Origin of the sequence: Pseudomonas sp. 1912-s (assembly GCF_029269205.1) — a bacterium.
GTDB lineage: Bacteria > Pseudomonadota > Gammaproteobacteria > Pseudomonadales > Pseudomonadaceae > Aquipseudomonas.
Map to the genome: position 1 here is coordinate 1 of NZ_JARIXR010000014.1, position 14,540 is coordinate 14,540.

Consider the following 14,540-nt stretch of genomic DNA (forward strand, 5'->3'; position numbering starts at 1 on the left):
CTCTTCCTCCGGGCTATGGTTTTGAGCACTTGAAGGGCTCACCCAGAGGCGCAGGCTTGTTCCTATCGTCGGTCATAGCCAGATGCATTCTTTATCGGCGCTTGGGTGAAAGGAGGAGGGGCGAAATCTCCCACGGTCTGTACTGCGCCAACAGTCAGAATCGGGCTTTGTCCCTCCTCCTCCCTTCAAGTCCTAGCATACAAGCGGGCTTGCTCGCGAATGCGGTGTGTCAGTCACCGAATGCATCAACTGAAAGACTGCATTCGCGAGCAAGCCCGCTCCCACATTTTTGACCGAGTTCGCTTTGGCCTTTCCTCTGCCTGAAAGCCGACCCCAGTGGTAGAAGCCAAGATAAAGGCCGCCGCGAAAGCCAAATCTGAAGCTGAAGCAGCTCTGCTTTTTTGTGGGAGCTGGCTTGCCTGCGATGCAGGCAACTCGGTCTTCCAGACACACCGAGGTGATGCCATCGCGGGCAAGCCAGCTCCTACAGTTGACCGTGCCCGCTTTGGCTTTTGATTGTGCTTTTGCTTCACCACACTCAAGCCGGCCGGTAGGCCGCTGTGCTCTTGCTTTTGATCTTAGGCGCCCCGTTAACCACGATGGCCGCACGCAGGTATTGAGGAGCGGGTAAACCGGCAGGACGCCGGTTTAGCCGCGACGGGGCAGGGACGCCCCGTCGCGGCGGCCCGCGGAGCAATGCCGGAGTGCGGGCACACCGAGCCTAAGCGAGGTGCCGAGTGGTGGGGCAAGAGCCCTTTTGGTTACTTTTGGGGCTCTTTTCCAAAAGTGACCCGCCGTAAGGGCGGAACCCATAGCCGCCGTTACCGCAGCAACGGATATGCCCCCCGCCCTCAAATACACCCAATATAGTTAGCCTGCTTCCTTTTACCCCAAGCCCTTGCCATGATGCGCCTACCGCCCGCCCGCGAATGAGTCCCCATGCCTGCCCCACAGCCCGCCACCGCCAGCTCCCTGTCGATCACCCTGCAGATCGTCTCCATCGTCTTCTACACCTTTATCGCGTTCATCTGCATCGGCCTGCCGATTGCGGTGATCCCCGGCTACGTCCACGGCGAACTGGGCTTCAGTGCGGTGATCGCCGGGATCACCATCGGCTCGCAATACCTGGCAACGTTACTCAGCCGCCCGATGGCCGGACGCATGTCCGACAACGTGGGCACCAAGCGCGCCATTGTGTTGGGCCTGAGCGGCATCTTGCTGAGCGGCGTGCTGACGTTTATCGCGACGCTGGTGCAAAGCCTGCCGCTGCTGAGCCTCGGCATATTGATCGTGGGCCGCCTGTTGCTGGGCGTGGCCCAGGGTTTGATCGGGGTGGGCACCATCAGTTGGTGCATGGGCGCGGTCGGGGCCGAACACACCGCGCGCTCGATCTCGTGGAACGGTATCGCCTCCTACGGCGCGATTGCGATTGGCGCGCCGCTGGGCGTGGTGATGGTTGCCGATTACGGCTACACCAGCCTCGGAATCGCCCTCACGGTGCTTTCCGCCCTGGGCCTGTTGCTGATCCGCAATAAACCCTCGGTGCCCGTGGTGCGCGGTGAACGCCTGCCATTCTGGGCCGTGTTCGGACGCATTGCGCCGTTTGGGGCCAGCCTGTGCCTGGCGTCGATTGGCTACGGCACCCTCACCACGTTTATCACCCTGTATTACCTGAGCCGTGGCTGGGTCGGCGCGGCGTGGTGCCTGACGGTATTCGGGGTGTGTTTTATCCTCTCGCGCCTGGTGTTTATCTCCGCCATCAACCGCTTCGGCGGGTTCACGGCGGCGATTGCCTGCATGACCATCGAAACCCTCGGCCTCACGCTGCTGTGGCTGGCACCGTCCACCGGTGTGGCATTGATCGGCGCCGGGCTCACTGGCTTTGGGTTGTCGCTGGTGTACCCGGCGCTGGGCGTGGAGGCGATCAAGCAGGTGCCCAACAGCAGCCGTGGCGCCGGGTTGAGTGCGTATGCGGTGTTTTTTGACCTGGCGCTGGCGATTGCCGGGCCGGTGATGGGCGCAGTGGCATTGAATCTGGGCTATTCGTGGATCTTCTTCTGCGCCGCCCTGCTCTCGGTCACCGGCCTGGGCCTGACCTTGATGCTCAAGCGCCGCGCTTACTGATCAGCCGTCTGCAAGCCCGCCCGGGTGGATTGGCCCAGGGTGTGATTGAAGAACCGCCCGGCCTCGGAAATCAGGTCGCGATGGATACTTTCACGGTCAACCCCGTCGGCATCGGTGCACATGGCCGGCATTGCGGCCAGTTGGCTCTCATCGCAAGGCGCCATGAACACAAAGTGCCCTGCCCCGGCCAACAGCTTGAAGTCCGGCGGTTGCGGCAGTTTGCGCGCCAGGGCCTCGGCGTTCTTGTCCACCGCCACCAGCTTGTCACCGTCGCCGCTGTAGAGCAGCACCGGCACGTGCACGTCTGCCAGGGTGTGACGGCCAAACATCAGGCTCAGCGGCGCCATCAACATCAAGGCATGGATGCGCGGGTCGGCCTGAGGCTGCAGGTCGTCACGGTCGACGATCAACTCACCCTTGGTGGTGCAGGCATCACGGTCTTCAGGACGTTGCTGGCAGTAACGGCGCAGGCGGTCCAGGTCCGGCTTGGCACCGGCCAGAATCAGCGCGGTCTCGCCGCCGGCCGAATAGCCGATGACCCCCACCTGATCGACGTTGACGAACGGCGACAGCATCGGGTCGCCCAGGGTGGCGGTGATGGCTTCGGAAATCTGGATCGGGCGCCCATACAAGTTGCTCAAGGTGCCCAGGCGGCTGTGGTCCTTGTAGTTGTCGCCCGGGTGCAGCACCGCCACCACCACAAACCCTTTGCGTGCCAGGGAGGTTGCCAGGTCGTGCAGGGCCAGCGGTGTGCCGGTATTGCCGTGGGACAGCATCAACATCGGAAAGCGGCCGATGGCGATTTTCGAATCTTCAGTGGCGGCGATGTGATAAGCGCCCACCTGGGTGGTGTGTTCCAGGCCCGTGGACGGATAGAACGCGACGGCTTTCATCGGCTGCAGGTCCAGCGGGTCGAGAAAGGTCATGCGATGGAAGCCCACACTCCAATGAGGGTGCGGCGCCGGCGCGGCTTGCACTGAAATCAGGCCGCCGAGCAGAGAAATGACCAAGACTGCACAAAGACGCATCATGGGGATGTCCACCTTTGCTGCGTAAGCCCGCGTAGCTATTGAAATATCCATGGTTCAGGCGCTCGGACTGGCAGGGTTCTACCCATGCGTGCATAACCTGGGCCAAAGTAGTGACAGCGGGTAAACGAAAAAACTCCGTACTCCGTTCGCTTTTCAGGCGAGCAGAATACAGAGTTTAGGCGCCTCGACTCAGATTGATATCGAGGAACTGCAAAATTTACATAAGTCTTACGCAGCGGCGAACAATTGTTCGTTGATGACTACGTTGGCGTCGCTGATCGCCTTGCTGCGAACTTCTTCGCCGTAGCCCAAGCCGTGGGCGCGGACGATTTCGATGTCGGTGATGCCAAGGAAGCCCAGCAGCACTTTCAAGTAGTCTTCGTGAGCCACGCCGGTCGGCTGGCCAACATGCAGGCCGCCGGACGTCGACACGATGATGACTTTCTTGCCACCGGCCAGGCCTTCAGGGCCGTTTTCGGTGTAGCGGAAAGTCTGGCCGGCGACGGCGATACGGTCGATCCAGGCTTTGAGCTGGGTCGGGATGGTGAAGTTGTACATCGGTGCCGCCAGTACAATCGCGTCGGCCGCGAGGAATTCAGCGAGGGTGTTGGCGCTCAACTCGGCTTCGTGTTTCTGCACGGCATCACGCAGCTCGGCAGCGGTGCCCAGTGCACCCAGGGTCACGCCGGAGAAATGGTTGATGCCTTCACCGGCCAGGTCACGGTAGGTCACTTCAACGCCTGGCTCGGCCGCCTGCCAGGTCTTGACGACGCCGGCGCTCAACTGACGGGAAACCGAGTTGTCGCCGAGGATGCTGGAATCGATATGCAACAGTTTCATGGGTTATCTCCAAGTAAGCATCGCCAGGGGCGACGGAATGGAAATAAGCCTACAGATGAAACCAATCATGTATTAGTCGGGCAAAATGCGATTGTTCGTCCCACTGGCAGGACAGTGTTTTTTAATGTGAAGAGACGTAGATGGACGCGCTCGTGGGCGCCGGCAACGCGTAGGTGCGTTTCATCCAGTCAATTTCTTCAAGGGGCGTGCGACCAAAAAACCGCTTGAACTCACGGCTGAACTGCGAGGCGCTCTCGTAACCGACCTTGATGCAGGCCGTGGCGGCGGTGATATCACTCCTCAGCATCAGCAGTCGCGCCTGATGCAAGCGTGTCGACTTCAAGTACTGCATGGGCGAGGTGTCGGTCACCGTACGAAAGTGCGCATGAAAACTCGGCACGCTCATCATGGCTTCTTTAGCCAGCTGCTCCACGTCCAGGCGTTGTTCGTAACACGCATGAATCTTGCGAATCGCCCGGGCCACCTTGCCAAACTGGCCCTGGCGATTCAGCGCCGCACGCATCGAACCGCCCTGCTCACCCGTGATGATGCGGTAGTAGATTTCCCGCATCAGAGTCGGCCCCAGCACGCGCGCTTCCACCGGCACACTCATCACTTCCAGAAAGCGCAACAATGACTCACTGAGCTTGTCGTCCATCGGCGAGGAATACATGCCTTTGGGCCTGGCTTCGGGCGACGGGGCCAACTCATCCAGTTCCAGCATCAGCTCGGCAGCCAGGTTGAAGTCCAGCCGCAGGTAAACCGCCAGCATCGGCTCTGCTTCGCTGGCCTCGGTTTCCATGGTGAACGGCACCGGCACCGACACCACCAGGTAGTGCTGGGCGTCGTAGACATAGATGTCTTCTCCCAGGTAACCGCGTTTGCGGCCCTGGCACACGATCACGATACCCGGGTCGTAAAGCACCGGAATCCGCGTCAGCGACCGGTTGGAGCGCAGGAAGCGCACGTCATCCAGCGGCGTCAGGTTGTAGCCCTCAACGGGCGCCAACCGCCCCATCAACTCGATGATTCTGCGGGTGCGCGGGTGCTCAAGGCTCATTGGAAAGTACGTGCCGGGGAAAACCAGAAGGTAACCCGCCGATGCGTGACTGGCCAGCCAACTCTTGCTCGCGCCTGCAGTTGGGGGTGGATTTGCCGACGTCAGACGCGGATAGTTCGTCCCATTGACAGGACAATAGGCCGACCATGCAAGATCTGAATGACCTCTACTATTTCGCCAAAGTAGTGGAAGCCGGCGGTTTCGCCGCCGCCGGGCGGCTGCTGGGGATTCCCAAGTCACGGCTGTCGCGGCGCATCGCCGAGCTGGAAGAGCGCCTCGGCGCACGTTTGCTGCAACGCACCACCCGCCAGTTGACCCTGACCGCCGTAGGCGAACGTTACCTGCGCCACTGCCAGGCGATGCTGCTGGAGGCGGAAATGGCCGATGAGGCCGTGGCCAGCATGTCCAGCGAGCCCCGTGGCCGGTTGCGGGTCAGCAGCCCGGTGGGCCTGGCTCACCAGTTCCTGCAAACCGTGGTGGCAGAGTTTCTCAGCGCCAACCCGCTGGTGCAGTTGGAGATGAACCTGGTCAACCGTCGCGTTGACCTGGTAGCCGAAGGCATCGATGTGGCCCTGCGCGTGCGCGAGCTCGGGGACGAAGACCCGTTGCTGGTGACCAAGCGCCTGCGCCAGGCACAGACCGCCATTGTCGCCAGCCCCGCCTTTGTGCGAGACCGGCAGATCACCACCCTGGAAGACCTCAAGCAACTGCCGGTGCTGGGCGCCCTGGAGGCAGACCGCATGGTGCACTTCCGCATGCTGAGCCCGGAGGGCATTAGCCATGACCTGGTCATGGAAGCCCGGCTGGGCATCGACGATTTCCTGGTACGCAAGGCCTGCGCCCTTGCCAGCCTGGGGTTTACGGTGTTGCCGATGATGTATTGCGAGGAGGAGTTGGCCAGCGGCCAGTTGGTGCAGCTCTTGCCGGAATGGTCCTTGCCGGGCGGCTGGTTGCAGGCGGTTTACCCACACCGGCGTGGCGTGCTGCCGGCCGTGCGGGCCTGGATCGACCATCTGGATAACGCCTTCAAAGGGTGCGGAGACCGTTTGCTATGAGAATGACCGAAGACCAAGTCGCCGAGTTTTGCCTGGGGTTGCCCGGTGCGCGGGAGGATTACAAATGGGGCGGCGTGCGGGTGTTCTCGATTGCCGGCAACAAGATGTTCGCCTTGCAGCACCTGCGGGGTGATTCGCTGGCCTTCAAGGTCGACAAAGAGCTGTTCCTGGGCCACGTAGACCGCCCGGGCATCCATCCGGCGCCGTACCTGGCGCGGGCCCAATGGATCATCATGGAAACGCCCTACCCGCTGGGCGCTGAAGAACTGCGTGGCTTGTTGCAGCGTTCCCACCAGTTGGTGGTGAGCAAGCTGCCCAAGCGCACGCAGATTGGTTTGCTGCTAGAAAATCGAGAGTAGCGTGCCGCCGAGGAACAACTGGTCAATCCAGAACACCTCGTGCAGCAACACAATCACCCAGAACAGCACCTGATACGACACCTTGCGCGTCTTGTGGCGAAACACCTGCTGGGCGATCAGCGCGCCCGGCCAACCGCCTGCCAGCTCCACGGCGTGCAGGATGTTTTCCGGGGTGCGCCAGCCGTCTTCGCGGGCCTGGCGCTTGTCGCGCCAGTACAGCAAGAACGCGATAACGCTGACCACGCCATAGGCCACCAGCGGGATCATAGAAACCCCGCGATACCCCAGCAGCGCCGAACCCAACAGCGGCGCGGCGCACACCAGTGCAAACACCAGCGCCTTGAGGCGCGGATGCTGGATGCTCATGGCTTGACGGCCGACCAGTCGATCCAGCCGAACTGCCAGGTCGCCAGGATCACCAGGCCGAAGGCGATCCGGTACCAGGCAAACGCCGCGTAGCTGTGGCTGGCGATGAACTTGAGCAGCGCCTTGACCGCGATCATCGCGAAGATGAACGAGGTGACAAACCCGATGGCAAACACCGGCAAGTCATCCGGCTGGAACAGGTGGCGGTACTTGTAGCCCGAATACACCGCCGCACCGACCATGGTCGGCATCGCCAGGAAGAACGAGAACTCGGTGGCGGTCTTGCGTGACAGGCCGAACAGCAGGCCGCCAATGATGGTGGCACCGGAACGCGAGGTGCCCGGGATCATCGCCAGGCACTGGGCGAAGCCGACTTTGACGGCGTCCTTCCAGGTGATCTGGTCGACGGTTTCGGCGTGCACTTCATGTTGGCGACGCTCGGCCCACAACATGATGATGCCGCCGATCACCAGCGCCGTGGCCACGGTGATCGGGTTGAACAGGTAGTGTTTGATCAGGTCGGCGAAAATCACCCCCAATACCACCGCCGGCAACACCGCGATGATCAGGTTGATCGTGAAGCGCTGGGCGTTGCGCTGGGTCGGCAAGCCGATCACCACGTCGAGGATCTTGCGTCGAAACTCCCACACCACCGCCAGGATCGCGCCCAGCTGGATGATGATGTTGAACGCTTCAAAGCGCTCGCCACCGAAGTTGATCAAGTCGGCGACGATAATCTGGTGCCCGGTACTGGAGATCGGCAAAAACTCCGTCAGCCCTTCTACAACCCCGAGTATCAGCGCCTGAGCGGCGGTCCAAAGATCCATCAATTCCCCCAAAGGTCATGCTCGCGGCATGCCTCGTTCATATTTTTTAGACGTTCACTAACGATGAGTACGCGGCGAAAGCAGCGCAAACAATCAACACCAGGCTGCGAAAATTCCGTGAAAAATCAGGCAGGACTCAGGTTTTTTGATTCTGGGCCGAAAGCCTATCAGACAAGCCGGAAATGTCGATGCAGCACCCAAAATTATAAGAACACGGAGTGACAGGACCATGAACAGTTTGCGCAGTATGTCGATCAGCCGGCGCCTCTGGCTGATCCTGATTGTCGCGGTGCTGATGCTGCTAACCCTCGGCCTGCTTATGCTCAAGCAGATTCATGGCGACCTTTACCTGGCCAAGAGTGAGCAGACCCAGCGCGTGGTTCAAACCGCCAACGGGATCCTGACTTATTATCACAACCTCGAAACCAGCGGCGTCCTGACCCGCGAAGCGGCCCAGAAGCAAGCCTTGAGCGTGGTCCGCGGCCTGCGGTACGGGCATGACGATTACTTCTGGATCAACGACCTCACGCCCGTGATGATCATGCACGCGGCCAACCCCAAGCTTGATGGCCAAAACCTGTCGGCGATTCGCGACCCGGACGGCTTTGCGGTGTTCAACGAGTTCGTGATCCTTGCCAAGGCCAAGGGCGCCGGGATGGTGAACTACCGCTGGCCCAAACCCGGGGCCGATGCGCCGGTGGCCAAGACCTCGTATATCCAGCTGTTTGAACCCTGGGGCTGGATCATTGGTTCCGGCGTGTATGTCGATGACGTGCAGGGCGAGTTCCGGGGCCAGGTGTGGAAAGCCTCGATGGTGGGCCTGGTGATTGCCGTGATCATGGCGCTGCTGGTGGTGTTGATTGCCCGCAGCATCGTGCGCCCGTTGCAACAAGCGGTGAACGCCATGGCCAATATCGCCAGCGGCGAAAGCGACCTGACCCGCACCCTCGACACCCATGGCCAGGACGAAGTCACCCAACTGTCCCGGCACTTCAACAGTTTTACCGCCAAGCTGCGGCAGGTGGTCGGCCAGTTGCAGACCTGTGCCAATGCACTGGGCCAGTCGTCCACCGAGTTGGGCAGCAATGCCAGCGACGCCCATGACCGCAGCCAGCAGCAATCCCAACAGATGGAGTTAGTGGCAACGGCGATCAACGAAGTCACCTACGGCGTGCAGGACGTGGCCAGGAATGCCGAGCACGCCGCCAGCGAAATGCGAGACGCCCAGGTACAGGCCGAACAAGGCCAGCTCAATATCGACGGCAGCCTGCAACGGATCGACCAGCTCTCCACCACCATCAGCCAGGCCGTGGAAGTGATCCGCACCCTGTCGACGGAAAGCACGCAGATTGGCGGCGTGCTGGAAGTGATCCGGTCCATTGCCGACCAGACCAACCTGCTGGCCCTGAATGCTGCGATCGAGGCCGCGCGCGCCGGGGAGCAAGGGCGGGGCTTTGCGGTGGTGGCCGATGAGGTAAGGCTGCTGGCCCAGCGCACGCAAAAATCCACGGCTGAAATCCAGAGCATGATCGAGCGCCTGCAAGGCCACTCGGAAGCGGCGGTCAAGGTGATCAGCGACAGCCACCAGGCGTCGCAACTGACCATCGAACAAGCGGGCCAGGCCGGCGCGAGTTTGACGGCCATCGGCCAGGCGCTGCGCAATCTCAATGGGCTGAATGCGTCGATTGCCAGCGCTACCTTGCAGCAGGCGCATGTGGTGGAGGACATCAACCAGAACGTTACCCAGGCGGCGGGGTTGTCCCACAGCACGGCGTTGGCGGCAGAGCAGTCCAGCGTGGCGAGTGCACACTTAAAAGGCTTGAGCGAACAACTCGACGGGCTTCTGCGCCAGTTCAAGGTCTGACTCGATCTCTGCCAAAAGGGCTTTCTGTGGTGAGGGGGCTTGTCCCCCGCTGGGCTGCGAAGCGGCCCCAAAACCCTGGCACTCGGTTTGTCTGAAAGAACGCGTTTACCTTATCAGGGCCGCTGCGCAACCCAACGGGGGACAAGCCCCCTCGCCACAGAGGAGCTCTACCCCGCGCCCACCACTCTGGTTACAATCACCGCCCTCTTCGACTCCCCCAAGGAACCGCCATGTCCGGGCTTGAACTGTTTGCCGCCCCCCTGGGGGTGATCGCTGTCTGGTTGACGGTTAAACAGAACCCGTGGTGCTGGCCCATCGGCCTGGTGATGGTGCTGCTGTACACCTGGATCTTCTTCGATGTGAAGCTCTACTCCGACATGCTGCTGCAAGTGATCTATGCCGGCCTGCAACTCTACGGCTGGTGGCAGTGGACCCGCGCCGGCGAGGTCAGGCAAGGCCGGCAGGTCACCAGCCTGGGGCTGCAACCGATCCTGCAAGGCCTGGCCGTGGGTGCCCTCGGCAGCCTGTTGCTGGGTGCGGCCATGGCCCATTGGACCGACGCCGCCCAACCCTGGCTGGACGCGGCCCTGACCGGCTTCAGCCTGGTGGCGCAAATGTGGATGGCACAAAAACGCGTGCAGTGCTGGCCGCTGTGGATCACCGTGGATGTGATCTTCGTCGGGCTGTTCCTCTATAAAGGCCTGTACCTGACCGCCGCGCTCTACGCCTTGTTCACCGTGATCGCGGTGCAGGGCTGGCGCGAATGGCGCGCCGACCCGGCGTTGCACGCATGAAAGTCGTGGTACTGGCCGGCCCGGAATCCAGTGGCAAAAGCTGGCTGGCCGAGCAGTTGCAGGCGCACTTTGGCGGGCTGATGGTGGGCGAATACGTGCGCCATTTCATCGACCAGCATCAGCGCGATACCACCCTGGCCGATATTCCGGACATCGCCCGTGGCCAACTGGCCTGGGAAGATGCCGCCCGTGCCGCACAGCCGGCGTTGCTGATCCTGGACACCAACCTGCTGACCAACAAGCTGTGGAGCCAGACTCTGTTCGGCGACTGCCCGGCATGGCTCGACAGCGAACTGCTGGCCCGCCACTACGACCTGCACCTGCTGCTGTCGCCCGAGGATGTGGAATGGACCGCTGACGGCCAACGCTGCCAGCCGGAGTTCTCCGWCCGCCTCGTATTCTTTCAGGCCAGCCGTGACTGGCTGGAGCAACATCATCAGCCGCTAAGGATAATCCGTGGGGATTGGCACGCCCGCCGAGCGCAGGCGTTTTCAGCTGTGGAGCAACTGCTGGATTAACCGGCAAGGACACGTGTGCATGAACCGCTCATTACGCATCGCCATTGTCGGTGGCGGCCCCGCCGGGCTGACCCTGGCACGGATTCTTGTGGTCAACGGTTTTACCGTCAGCGTATTCGAGCGTGAGCGCGGGCCGCTGGAACGCCCTCAGGGCGGCACCCTGGACCTGCACGCGGAATCCGGTCAACTGGCGCTGAAACGCGCGGGCCTGGAGGACGCCTTCCGCAGCATCGCCCGCTATGAAGACCAGGGCTCACGCCTGATGGACAAGCACGCCCGGCTGCTGCTGGAAGACCCCGACCCGGGGGCCGGCGATCGCCCGGAAGTCGACCGCACCGCCTTGCGCCAGATCCTGCTGGACTCGCTGCCTGCCGATTGTGTGAAGTGGGACGCCAGCGTCAGCGAGATCCGTCAGGCGGGCGACGCACGCTGGACCGTGCATCAGGGCGACTCCGTCCATGGGCCGTTTGACCTGGTCGTCGGCGCCGACGGTGCCTGGTCGAAAGTGCGCCCGTTGCTGTCGCGCTATCAGCCGCAGTACAGCGGGCTGACGTTTATCGAGTTCGGGATTGATGATGTTGATCGCCGCCATCCCGCCCTCGCCCAACTGGTCGGCCGTGGCAAACTGGACGTTTCGGGTGATGCCAGGGCGCTGGTGGTGCAACGCAATGCCAACGCGCACCTGCGCGGATATGGGATCTTTCGCGTTCCCATGGACTGGGCCGCCCGGCAGCTCGACTGGTCATCACCGCAAGCGACCCGGCAATCGCTGCTCGCTCAGTTCGAAGGCTGGCACCCGGATATCCTGGCGCTGCTGCACGCCGCAAACGAGCGGTTCGTGTCCCGGGCAATTCATGCGCTTCCCGTCGGCCATCACTGGGCGCACCGCCCAGGCCTGACGCTGATCGGCGACGCGGCGCACCTGATGTCACCGTTTGGTGGCGAAGGCGTGAATGCCGCGATGCTCGACGCGGCGGAGCTGGCCCGGCACTTGATCGAAAACACCTCATGCTCCGAGGCGGTACAAGCCTTCGAAGCCGAGATGTTTGAACGCATTGAGCCCATTGCCCGTGACAGCGCTGAAGCGGCTGCCACCCAGCTTTCCCATGATGATATCGCCCTCTCCCTGGCGCACTTTCTCAGCCACCAGGGAGAGCACGACGGGTCGATGCCTCAGTAGCCCAGCGACAGCCCGGTATTGCGCCGTGGGTCGTTGGCCCCGTAGAAGCGGTTGTTGCCGACCGGCTTGCCATCCAGGGACGGCGCGCCCACCAGGATCGCCGCCAGGTGGTTGGCGTCCTGCGGGCCGGCAAACTTGTGGCCCCAGCCTTCGAGGATTTTCTGGGTATCGGGGCTCAGGGCAAAGCGCTCGATATTGGTCGCCTCAGGCAACCATTGCTGGTGGAAACGCGGTGCGTCCACGGCTTCCTGAATGTTCATCTTGTAGTCAATCACATTGAGGATGGTCAGCAAAGTGGCCGTGATGATGCGACTGCCACCCGGCGTACCCACCACCATCACCGCCTTGCCATCCTTGGTGACGATGGTCGGGCTCATGGACGACAGCGGCGTCTTGCCCGGGGCGATGGCGTTGGCTTCGCCCTGGACCAGGCCGTACATGTTCGGCACGCCGATCTTGGAGGTGAAGTCGTCCATTTCGTCGTTGAGGATCACCCCGGTCTTGCTGGCCATCACGCCGGCACCAAACCAGTCATTGAGGGTGTAGGTCACCGAAACCGCGTTGCCCCATTTGTCGACGATGGAGTAATGGGTGGTGTTATTGCCCTCGTGAGGCGAAACGCCCGGCTTGATGTCCTGGGAGATGCCGGCCTTTTGCGGGTCGATGGCGGCGCGCAGTTTGGCGGCGTAGTCCTTGTCCAGCAGATGGTCGACCGGGTTCTGTACGAAGTCCGGGTCGCCGAGGTAGCTGTTGCGGTCAACGTACGCGTGGCGCATGGCTTCGATCTGATAGTGCAGGCCCTGGGCCGAGTGATAGCCCAGCTCGGCCATCGGGTAGCCTTCGAGGATGTTCATGATCTCGCAGATCACCACGCCGCCGGAGCTCGGTGGTGGCGCGGACACTACGTGGTAGCCACGGTAGTCACACTCGACGGGCGCCAGTTCCCGGGTCTTGTATTTGTCCAGGTCAGCCTGGGTGATAAGGCCCTTGCCCGCCTGGCTGGAATCGACAATCGCCTTGGCCACCCAGCCCTTGTAGAAGCCGTCGGTGCCCTTGGCGGAGATCTCCCGCAGGGTTTTCGCCAGGTCTTTCTGCACCAGCTTCTGGCCCAACAGCATGGGTTCGCCACCGTGCAGGAAGATGCCGCGCAGGTCTTTGTCTTTCTTGAATTCGTCGGTGGCGGTGTGCAGCAGGTCGATATCGCCCTGCTCCAGGGCAAAGCCCTCTTCAGCCAGCTTGATGGCCGGGGCGATTACCTGGGCGCGCTTGAGGGTGCCGTATTTGCTCAGCGCCAGTTCCATGCCCGACACGGTGCCGGGGACGCCCACGGCCAGATGGCCCTTGGAGCTGAGGTCCGGGACGACGTTGCCGTCCTTGTCCAGGTACATGTCGGCGGTGGCTGCCAACGGCGCTTTTTCGCGGAAGTCCAGGAAGGTCTTGCGCCCGTCGGCCAGTTGCACGGTCATGAAGCCGCCACCGCCCAAGTTGCCGGCCGCCGGGTACACCACCGCCAGGGCATAACCCACCGCCACCGCCGCATCCACGGCATTACCACCAGCCTTGAGCACATCCACGCCCACATGGGTGGCCAGGTGTTGGGCGGTGACCACCATGCCATTTTCGCCAGCCACCGGGGCCTGGGAGGCCGCCTGTACACCGCTGACGCTCAGCACCAGCGCCGTGGCAATCAATGTTCGGGTAAACGGTTGGTATTTCATCCCTGGCTACTCTGTTTATTAGAAGAACTAGAAAGTAATACGTTTCGGATCCAAGCCCCAGCGTGATGCCGCGTTTGTGACAGAGCTTGTCGGTAACGGAATAATGCCCATGCTATATTCCGGGCCTTTACGCTGTGCAGCAGAGGCTTTTCGATGGTGATCAAGAAGACCGGTATCCGCGCCCAGCAGGCCGACCAGACCCGTGCGCGGATTCTCCAGGCGGCGGTCAAGGTCTTCACCCGCGACGGCTATTCCGGCGGGCGCGTCGAGAGCATTTCCCGGGAGGCCGACTCCAACGACCGCATGCTCTATTACTATTTCGGCAGCAAGGAACACCTGTTCGTGTGCGTGCTGGAACACACCTATGAACAGTTCAACAAGGCCGAGAGCAAACTCAAGCTCGACCTGAGTGCGCCGGTGCAAGCGTTGCAGGCGCTGGTGGCGTTTATCTGGAACTACTACGTCAAGCATCCCGAGTTTGTGGCGATCTTGAGTATCGAGAACCTGCACAAGGGCAAGCATGCCAAGCAGTCCGGCGAATTGCGCCGGCTGTCCGGGGAGGCGGTCGGGGTGTTGCGGCCGATCATCGAGGCCGGCCAGGCACAGGGGCTGTTTCGCGAGGATGTGGACATCAAGCATGTGTACTTGATGATTGCTTCGTTGTGCTACTTCTACAATTCCAACCAGCACACCCTCAGTTCGTTTCTGGGGGAAGATCTGGCGGACAAAGGGCAGCAGCGGGATTGGCTGGGTTTTATCAGTGATCTGGTGTTGCGTGGTGTACGGTAGAAACCGAATCAAAAT

General features: G+C 61.8%; 14 protein-coding genes. 8 read left to right on the forward strand and 6 right to left on the reverse strand.

Annotated features, from left to right (window positions below; translation table 11 throughout):
* Positions 1 to 939 precede the first annotated feature (939 nt).
* A complete protein-coding gene (locus P3C29_RS18140) occupies positions 940 to 2,124 on the forward strand; it encodes an MFS transporter (protein ID WP_275965074.1) in 1,185 nt (394 codons plus the stop codon).
* On the opposite strand, the gene P3C29_RS18145 is transcribed toward P3C29_RS18140, so the two are convergent.
* From P3C29_RS18145 to P3C29_RS18155, 3 genes are all read right to left on the reverse strand, one after another.
* Complete coding sequence (locus tag P3C29_RS18145; RefSeq protein WP_010169565.1) at positions 2,118 to 3,155, reverse strand: dienelactone hydrolase; 1,038 nt, start codon at positions 3,153 to 3,155, stop codon at positions 2,118 to 2,120. The two genes, P3C29_RS18140 and P3C29_RS18145, sit on opposite strands and share 7 nt — an antisense overlap.
* 228 nt (positions 3,156 to 3,383) lie before the next feature.
* Positions 3,384 to 3,995 (reverse strand): FMN-dependent NADH-azoreductase, encoded by a 612-nt coding sequence (locus tag P3C29_RS18150; protein ID WP_010169567.1) that lies wholly within the window; start codon positions 3,993 to 3,995, stop codon positions 3,384 to 3,386.
* 121 nt (positions 3,996 to 4,116) lie between these two features.
* The gene (locus P3C29_RS18155) at positions 4,117 to 5,055 is read right to left on the reverse strand and encodes an AraC family transcriptional regulator (RefSeq protein WP_275965075.1); all 939 of its coding nucleotides are present in this window, start codon (positions 5,053 to 5,055) and stop codon (positions 4,117 to 4,119) included.
* 146 nt (positions 5,056 to 5,201) lie between these two features.
* Between P3C29_RS18155 and P3C29_RS18160 the strand changes: the two genes are divergently transcribed.
* Both P3C29_RS18160 and P3C29_RS18165 read left to right on the forward strand, forming a co-directional pair.
* A complete protein-coding gene (locus tag P3C29_RS18160; protein ID WP_201123854.1) occupies positions 5,202 to 6,110 on the forward strand; it encodes a LysR substrate-binding domain-containing protein in 909 nt (302 codons plus the stop codon).
* Positions 6,107 to 6,469 (forward strand): MmcQ/YjbR family DNA-binding protein, encoded by a 363-nt coding sequence (locus P3C29_RS18165; RefSeq protein ID WP_275965076.1) that lies wholly within the window; start codon positions 6,107 to 6,109, stop codon positions 6,467 to 6,469. Before P3C29_RS18160 ends, P3C29_RS18165 begins: the two co-directional genes overlap by 4 nt.
* Here the strand turns inward: P3C29_RS18165 and P3C29_RS18170 are convergent.
* Both P3C29_RS18170 and P3C29_RS18175 read right to left on the reverse strand, forming a co-directional pair.
* Positions 6,452 to 6,835: a DUF1294 domain-containing protein gene (locus tag P3C29_RS18170; protein ID WP_201123850.1), complete on the reverse strand. Its 384-nt coding sequence runs from the start codon at positions 6,833 to 6,835 to the stop codon at positions 6,452 to 6,454. The two genes, P3C29_RS18165 and P3C29_RS18170, sit on opposite strands and share 18 nt — an antisense overlap.
* Positions 6,832 to 7,662 carry an undecaprenyl-diphosphate phosphatase gene (locus P3C29_RS18175; RefSeq protein WP_010169576.1) on the reverse strand — a complete coding sequence of 277 codons (831 nt, stop codon included), beginning with the start codon at positions 7,660 to 7,662 and terminating at the stop codon, positions 6,832 to 6,834. Before P3C29_RS18175 ends, P3C29_RS18170 begins: the two co-directional genes overlap by 4 nt.
* A gap of 229 nt (positions 7,663 to 7,891) precedes the next feature.
* On the opposite strand from P3C29_RS18175, the gene P3C29_RS18180 reads away from it, so the two are divergent.
* The 4 genes from P3C29_RS18180 to P3C29_RS18195 all read left to right on the forward strand — a co-directional run bounded on the left by P3C29_RS18180 (position 7,892) and on the right by P3C29_RS18195 (position 12,018).
* Complete coding sequence (locus tag P3C29_RS18180; protein ID WP_275965077.1) at positions 7,892 to 9,526, forward strand: methyl-accepting chemotaxis protein; 1,635 nt, start codon at positions 7,892 to 7,894, stop codon at positions 9,524 to 9,526.
* A 230-nt stretch (positions 9,527 to 9,756) separates the two neighbouring features.
* Complete coding sequence (gene pnuC, locus P3C29_RS18185) at positions 9,757 to 10,320, forward strand: nicotinamide riboside transporter PnuC (protein ID WP_275965078.1); 564 nt, start codon at positions 9,757 to 9,759, stop codon at positions 10,318 to 10,320.
* The gene (locus tag P3C29_RS18190) at positions 10,317 to 10,838 is read left to right on the forward strand and encodes an AAA family ATPase (RefSeq protein ID WP_275965079.1); all 522 of its coding nucleotides are present in this window, start codon (positions 10,317 to 10,319) and stop codon (positions 10,836 to 10,838) included. Before pnuC ends, P3C29_RS18190 begins: the two co-directional genes overlap by 4 nt.
* A 19-nt stretch (positions 10,839 to 10,857) precedes the next feature.
* Complete coding sequence (locus P3C29_RS18195; RefSeq protein WP_275965080.1) at positions 10,858 to 12,018, forward strand: NAD(P)/FAD-dependent oxidoreductase; 1,161 nt, start codon at positions 10,858 to 10,860, stop codon at positions 12,016 to 12,018.
* Here P3C29_RS18195 and ggt read toward each other — a convergent pair.
* A complete protein-coding gene (ggt, locus tag P3C29_RS18200) occupies positions 12,012 to 13,736 on the reverse strand; it encodes a gamma-glutamyltransferase (protein ID WP_275965081.1) in 1,725 nt (574 codons plus the stop codon). The genes P3C29_RS18195 and ggt overlap by 7 nt on opposite strands.
* Positions 13,737 to 13,889: 153 nt before the next feature.
* Between ggt and P3C29_RS18205 the strand changes: the two genes are divergently transcribed.
* Positions 13,890 to 14,525 carry a TetR/AcrR family transcriptional regulator gene (locus tag P3C29_RS18205; RefSeq protein ID WP_010169592.1) on the forward strand — a complete coding sequence of 212 codons (636 nt, stop codon included), beginning with the start codon at positions 13,890 to 13,892 and terminating at the stop codon, positions 14,523 to 14,525.
* The last annotated feature ends 15 nt before the right edge of the window (positions 14,526 to 14,540 follow it).

What these genes read in the sequence shown, in the direction of transcription:
- P3C29_RS18175 (WP_010169576.1), bottom strand. Translation starts at nt 7,662, where the DNA reads ATGGATCTTTGGACCGCCGCTCAGGCGCTGATACTCGGGGTTGTAGAA.
- P3C29_RS18160 (WP_201123854.1), top strand. Translation starts at nt 5,202, where the DNA reads ATGCAAGATCTGAATGACCTCTACTATTTCGCCAAAGTAGTGGAAGCC.
- P3C29_RS18170 (WP_201123850.1), bottom strand. Translation starts at nt 6,835, where the DNA reads ATGAGCATCCAGCATCCGCGCCTCAAGGCGCTGGTGTTTGCACTGGTG.
- pnuC (WP_275965078.1), top strand. Translation starts at nt 9,757, where the DNA reads ATGTCCGGGCTTGAACTGTTTGCCGCCCCCCTGGGGGTGATCGCTGTC.
- P3C29_RS18180 (WP_275965077.1), top strand. Translation starts at nt 7,892, where the DNA reads ATGAACAGTTTGCGCAGTATGTCGATCAGCCGGCGCCTCTGGCTGATC.
- P3C29_RS18140 (WP_275965074.1), top strand. Translation starts at nt 940, where the DNA reads ATGCCTGCCCCACAGCCCGCCACCGCCAGCTCCCTGTCGATCACCCTG.
- ggt (WP_275965081.1), bottom strand. Translation starts at nt 13,736, where the DNA reads ATGAAATACCAACCGTTTACCCGAACATTGATTGCCACGGCGCTGGTG.
- P3C29_RS18155 (WP_275965075.1), bottom strand. Translation starts at nt 5,055, where the DNA reads ATGAGCCTTGAGCACCCGCGCACCCGCAGAATCATCGAGTTGATGGGG.
- P3C29_RS18150 (WP_010169567.1), bottom strand. Translation starts at nt 3,995, where the DNA reads ATGAAACTGTTGCATATCGATTCCAGCATCCTCGGCGACAACTCGGTT.
- P3C29_RS18165 (WP_275965076.1), top strand. Translation starts at nt 6,107, where the DNA reads ATGAGAATGACCGAAGACCAAGTCGCCGAGTTTTGCCTGGGGTTGCCC.
- P3C29_RS18145 (WP_010169565.1), bottom strand. Translation starts at nt 3,155, where the DNA reads ATGATGCGTCTTTGTGCAGTCTTGGTCATTTCTCTGCTCGGCGGCCTG.
- P3C29_RS18205 (WP_010169592.1), top strand. Translation starts at nt 13,890, where the DNA reads ATGGTGATCAAGAAGACCGGTATCCGCGCCCAGCAGGCCGACCAGACC.
- P3C29_RS18195 (WP_275965080.1), top strand. Translation starts at nt 10,858, where the DNA reads ATGAACCGCTCATTACGCATCGCCATTGTCGGTGGCGGCCCCGCCGGG.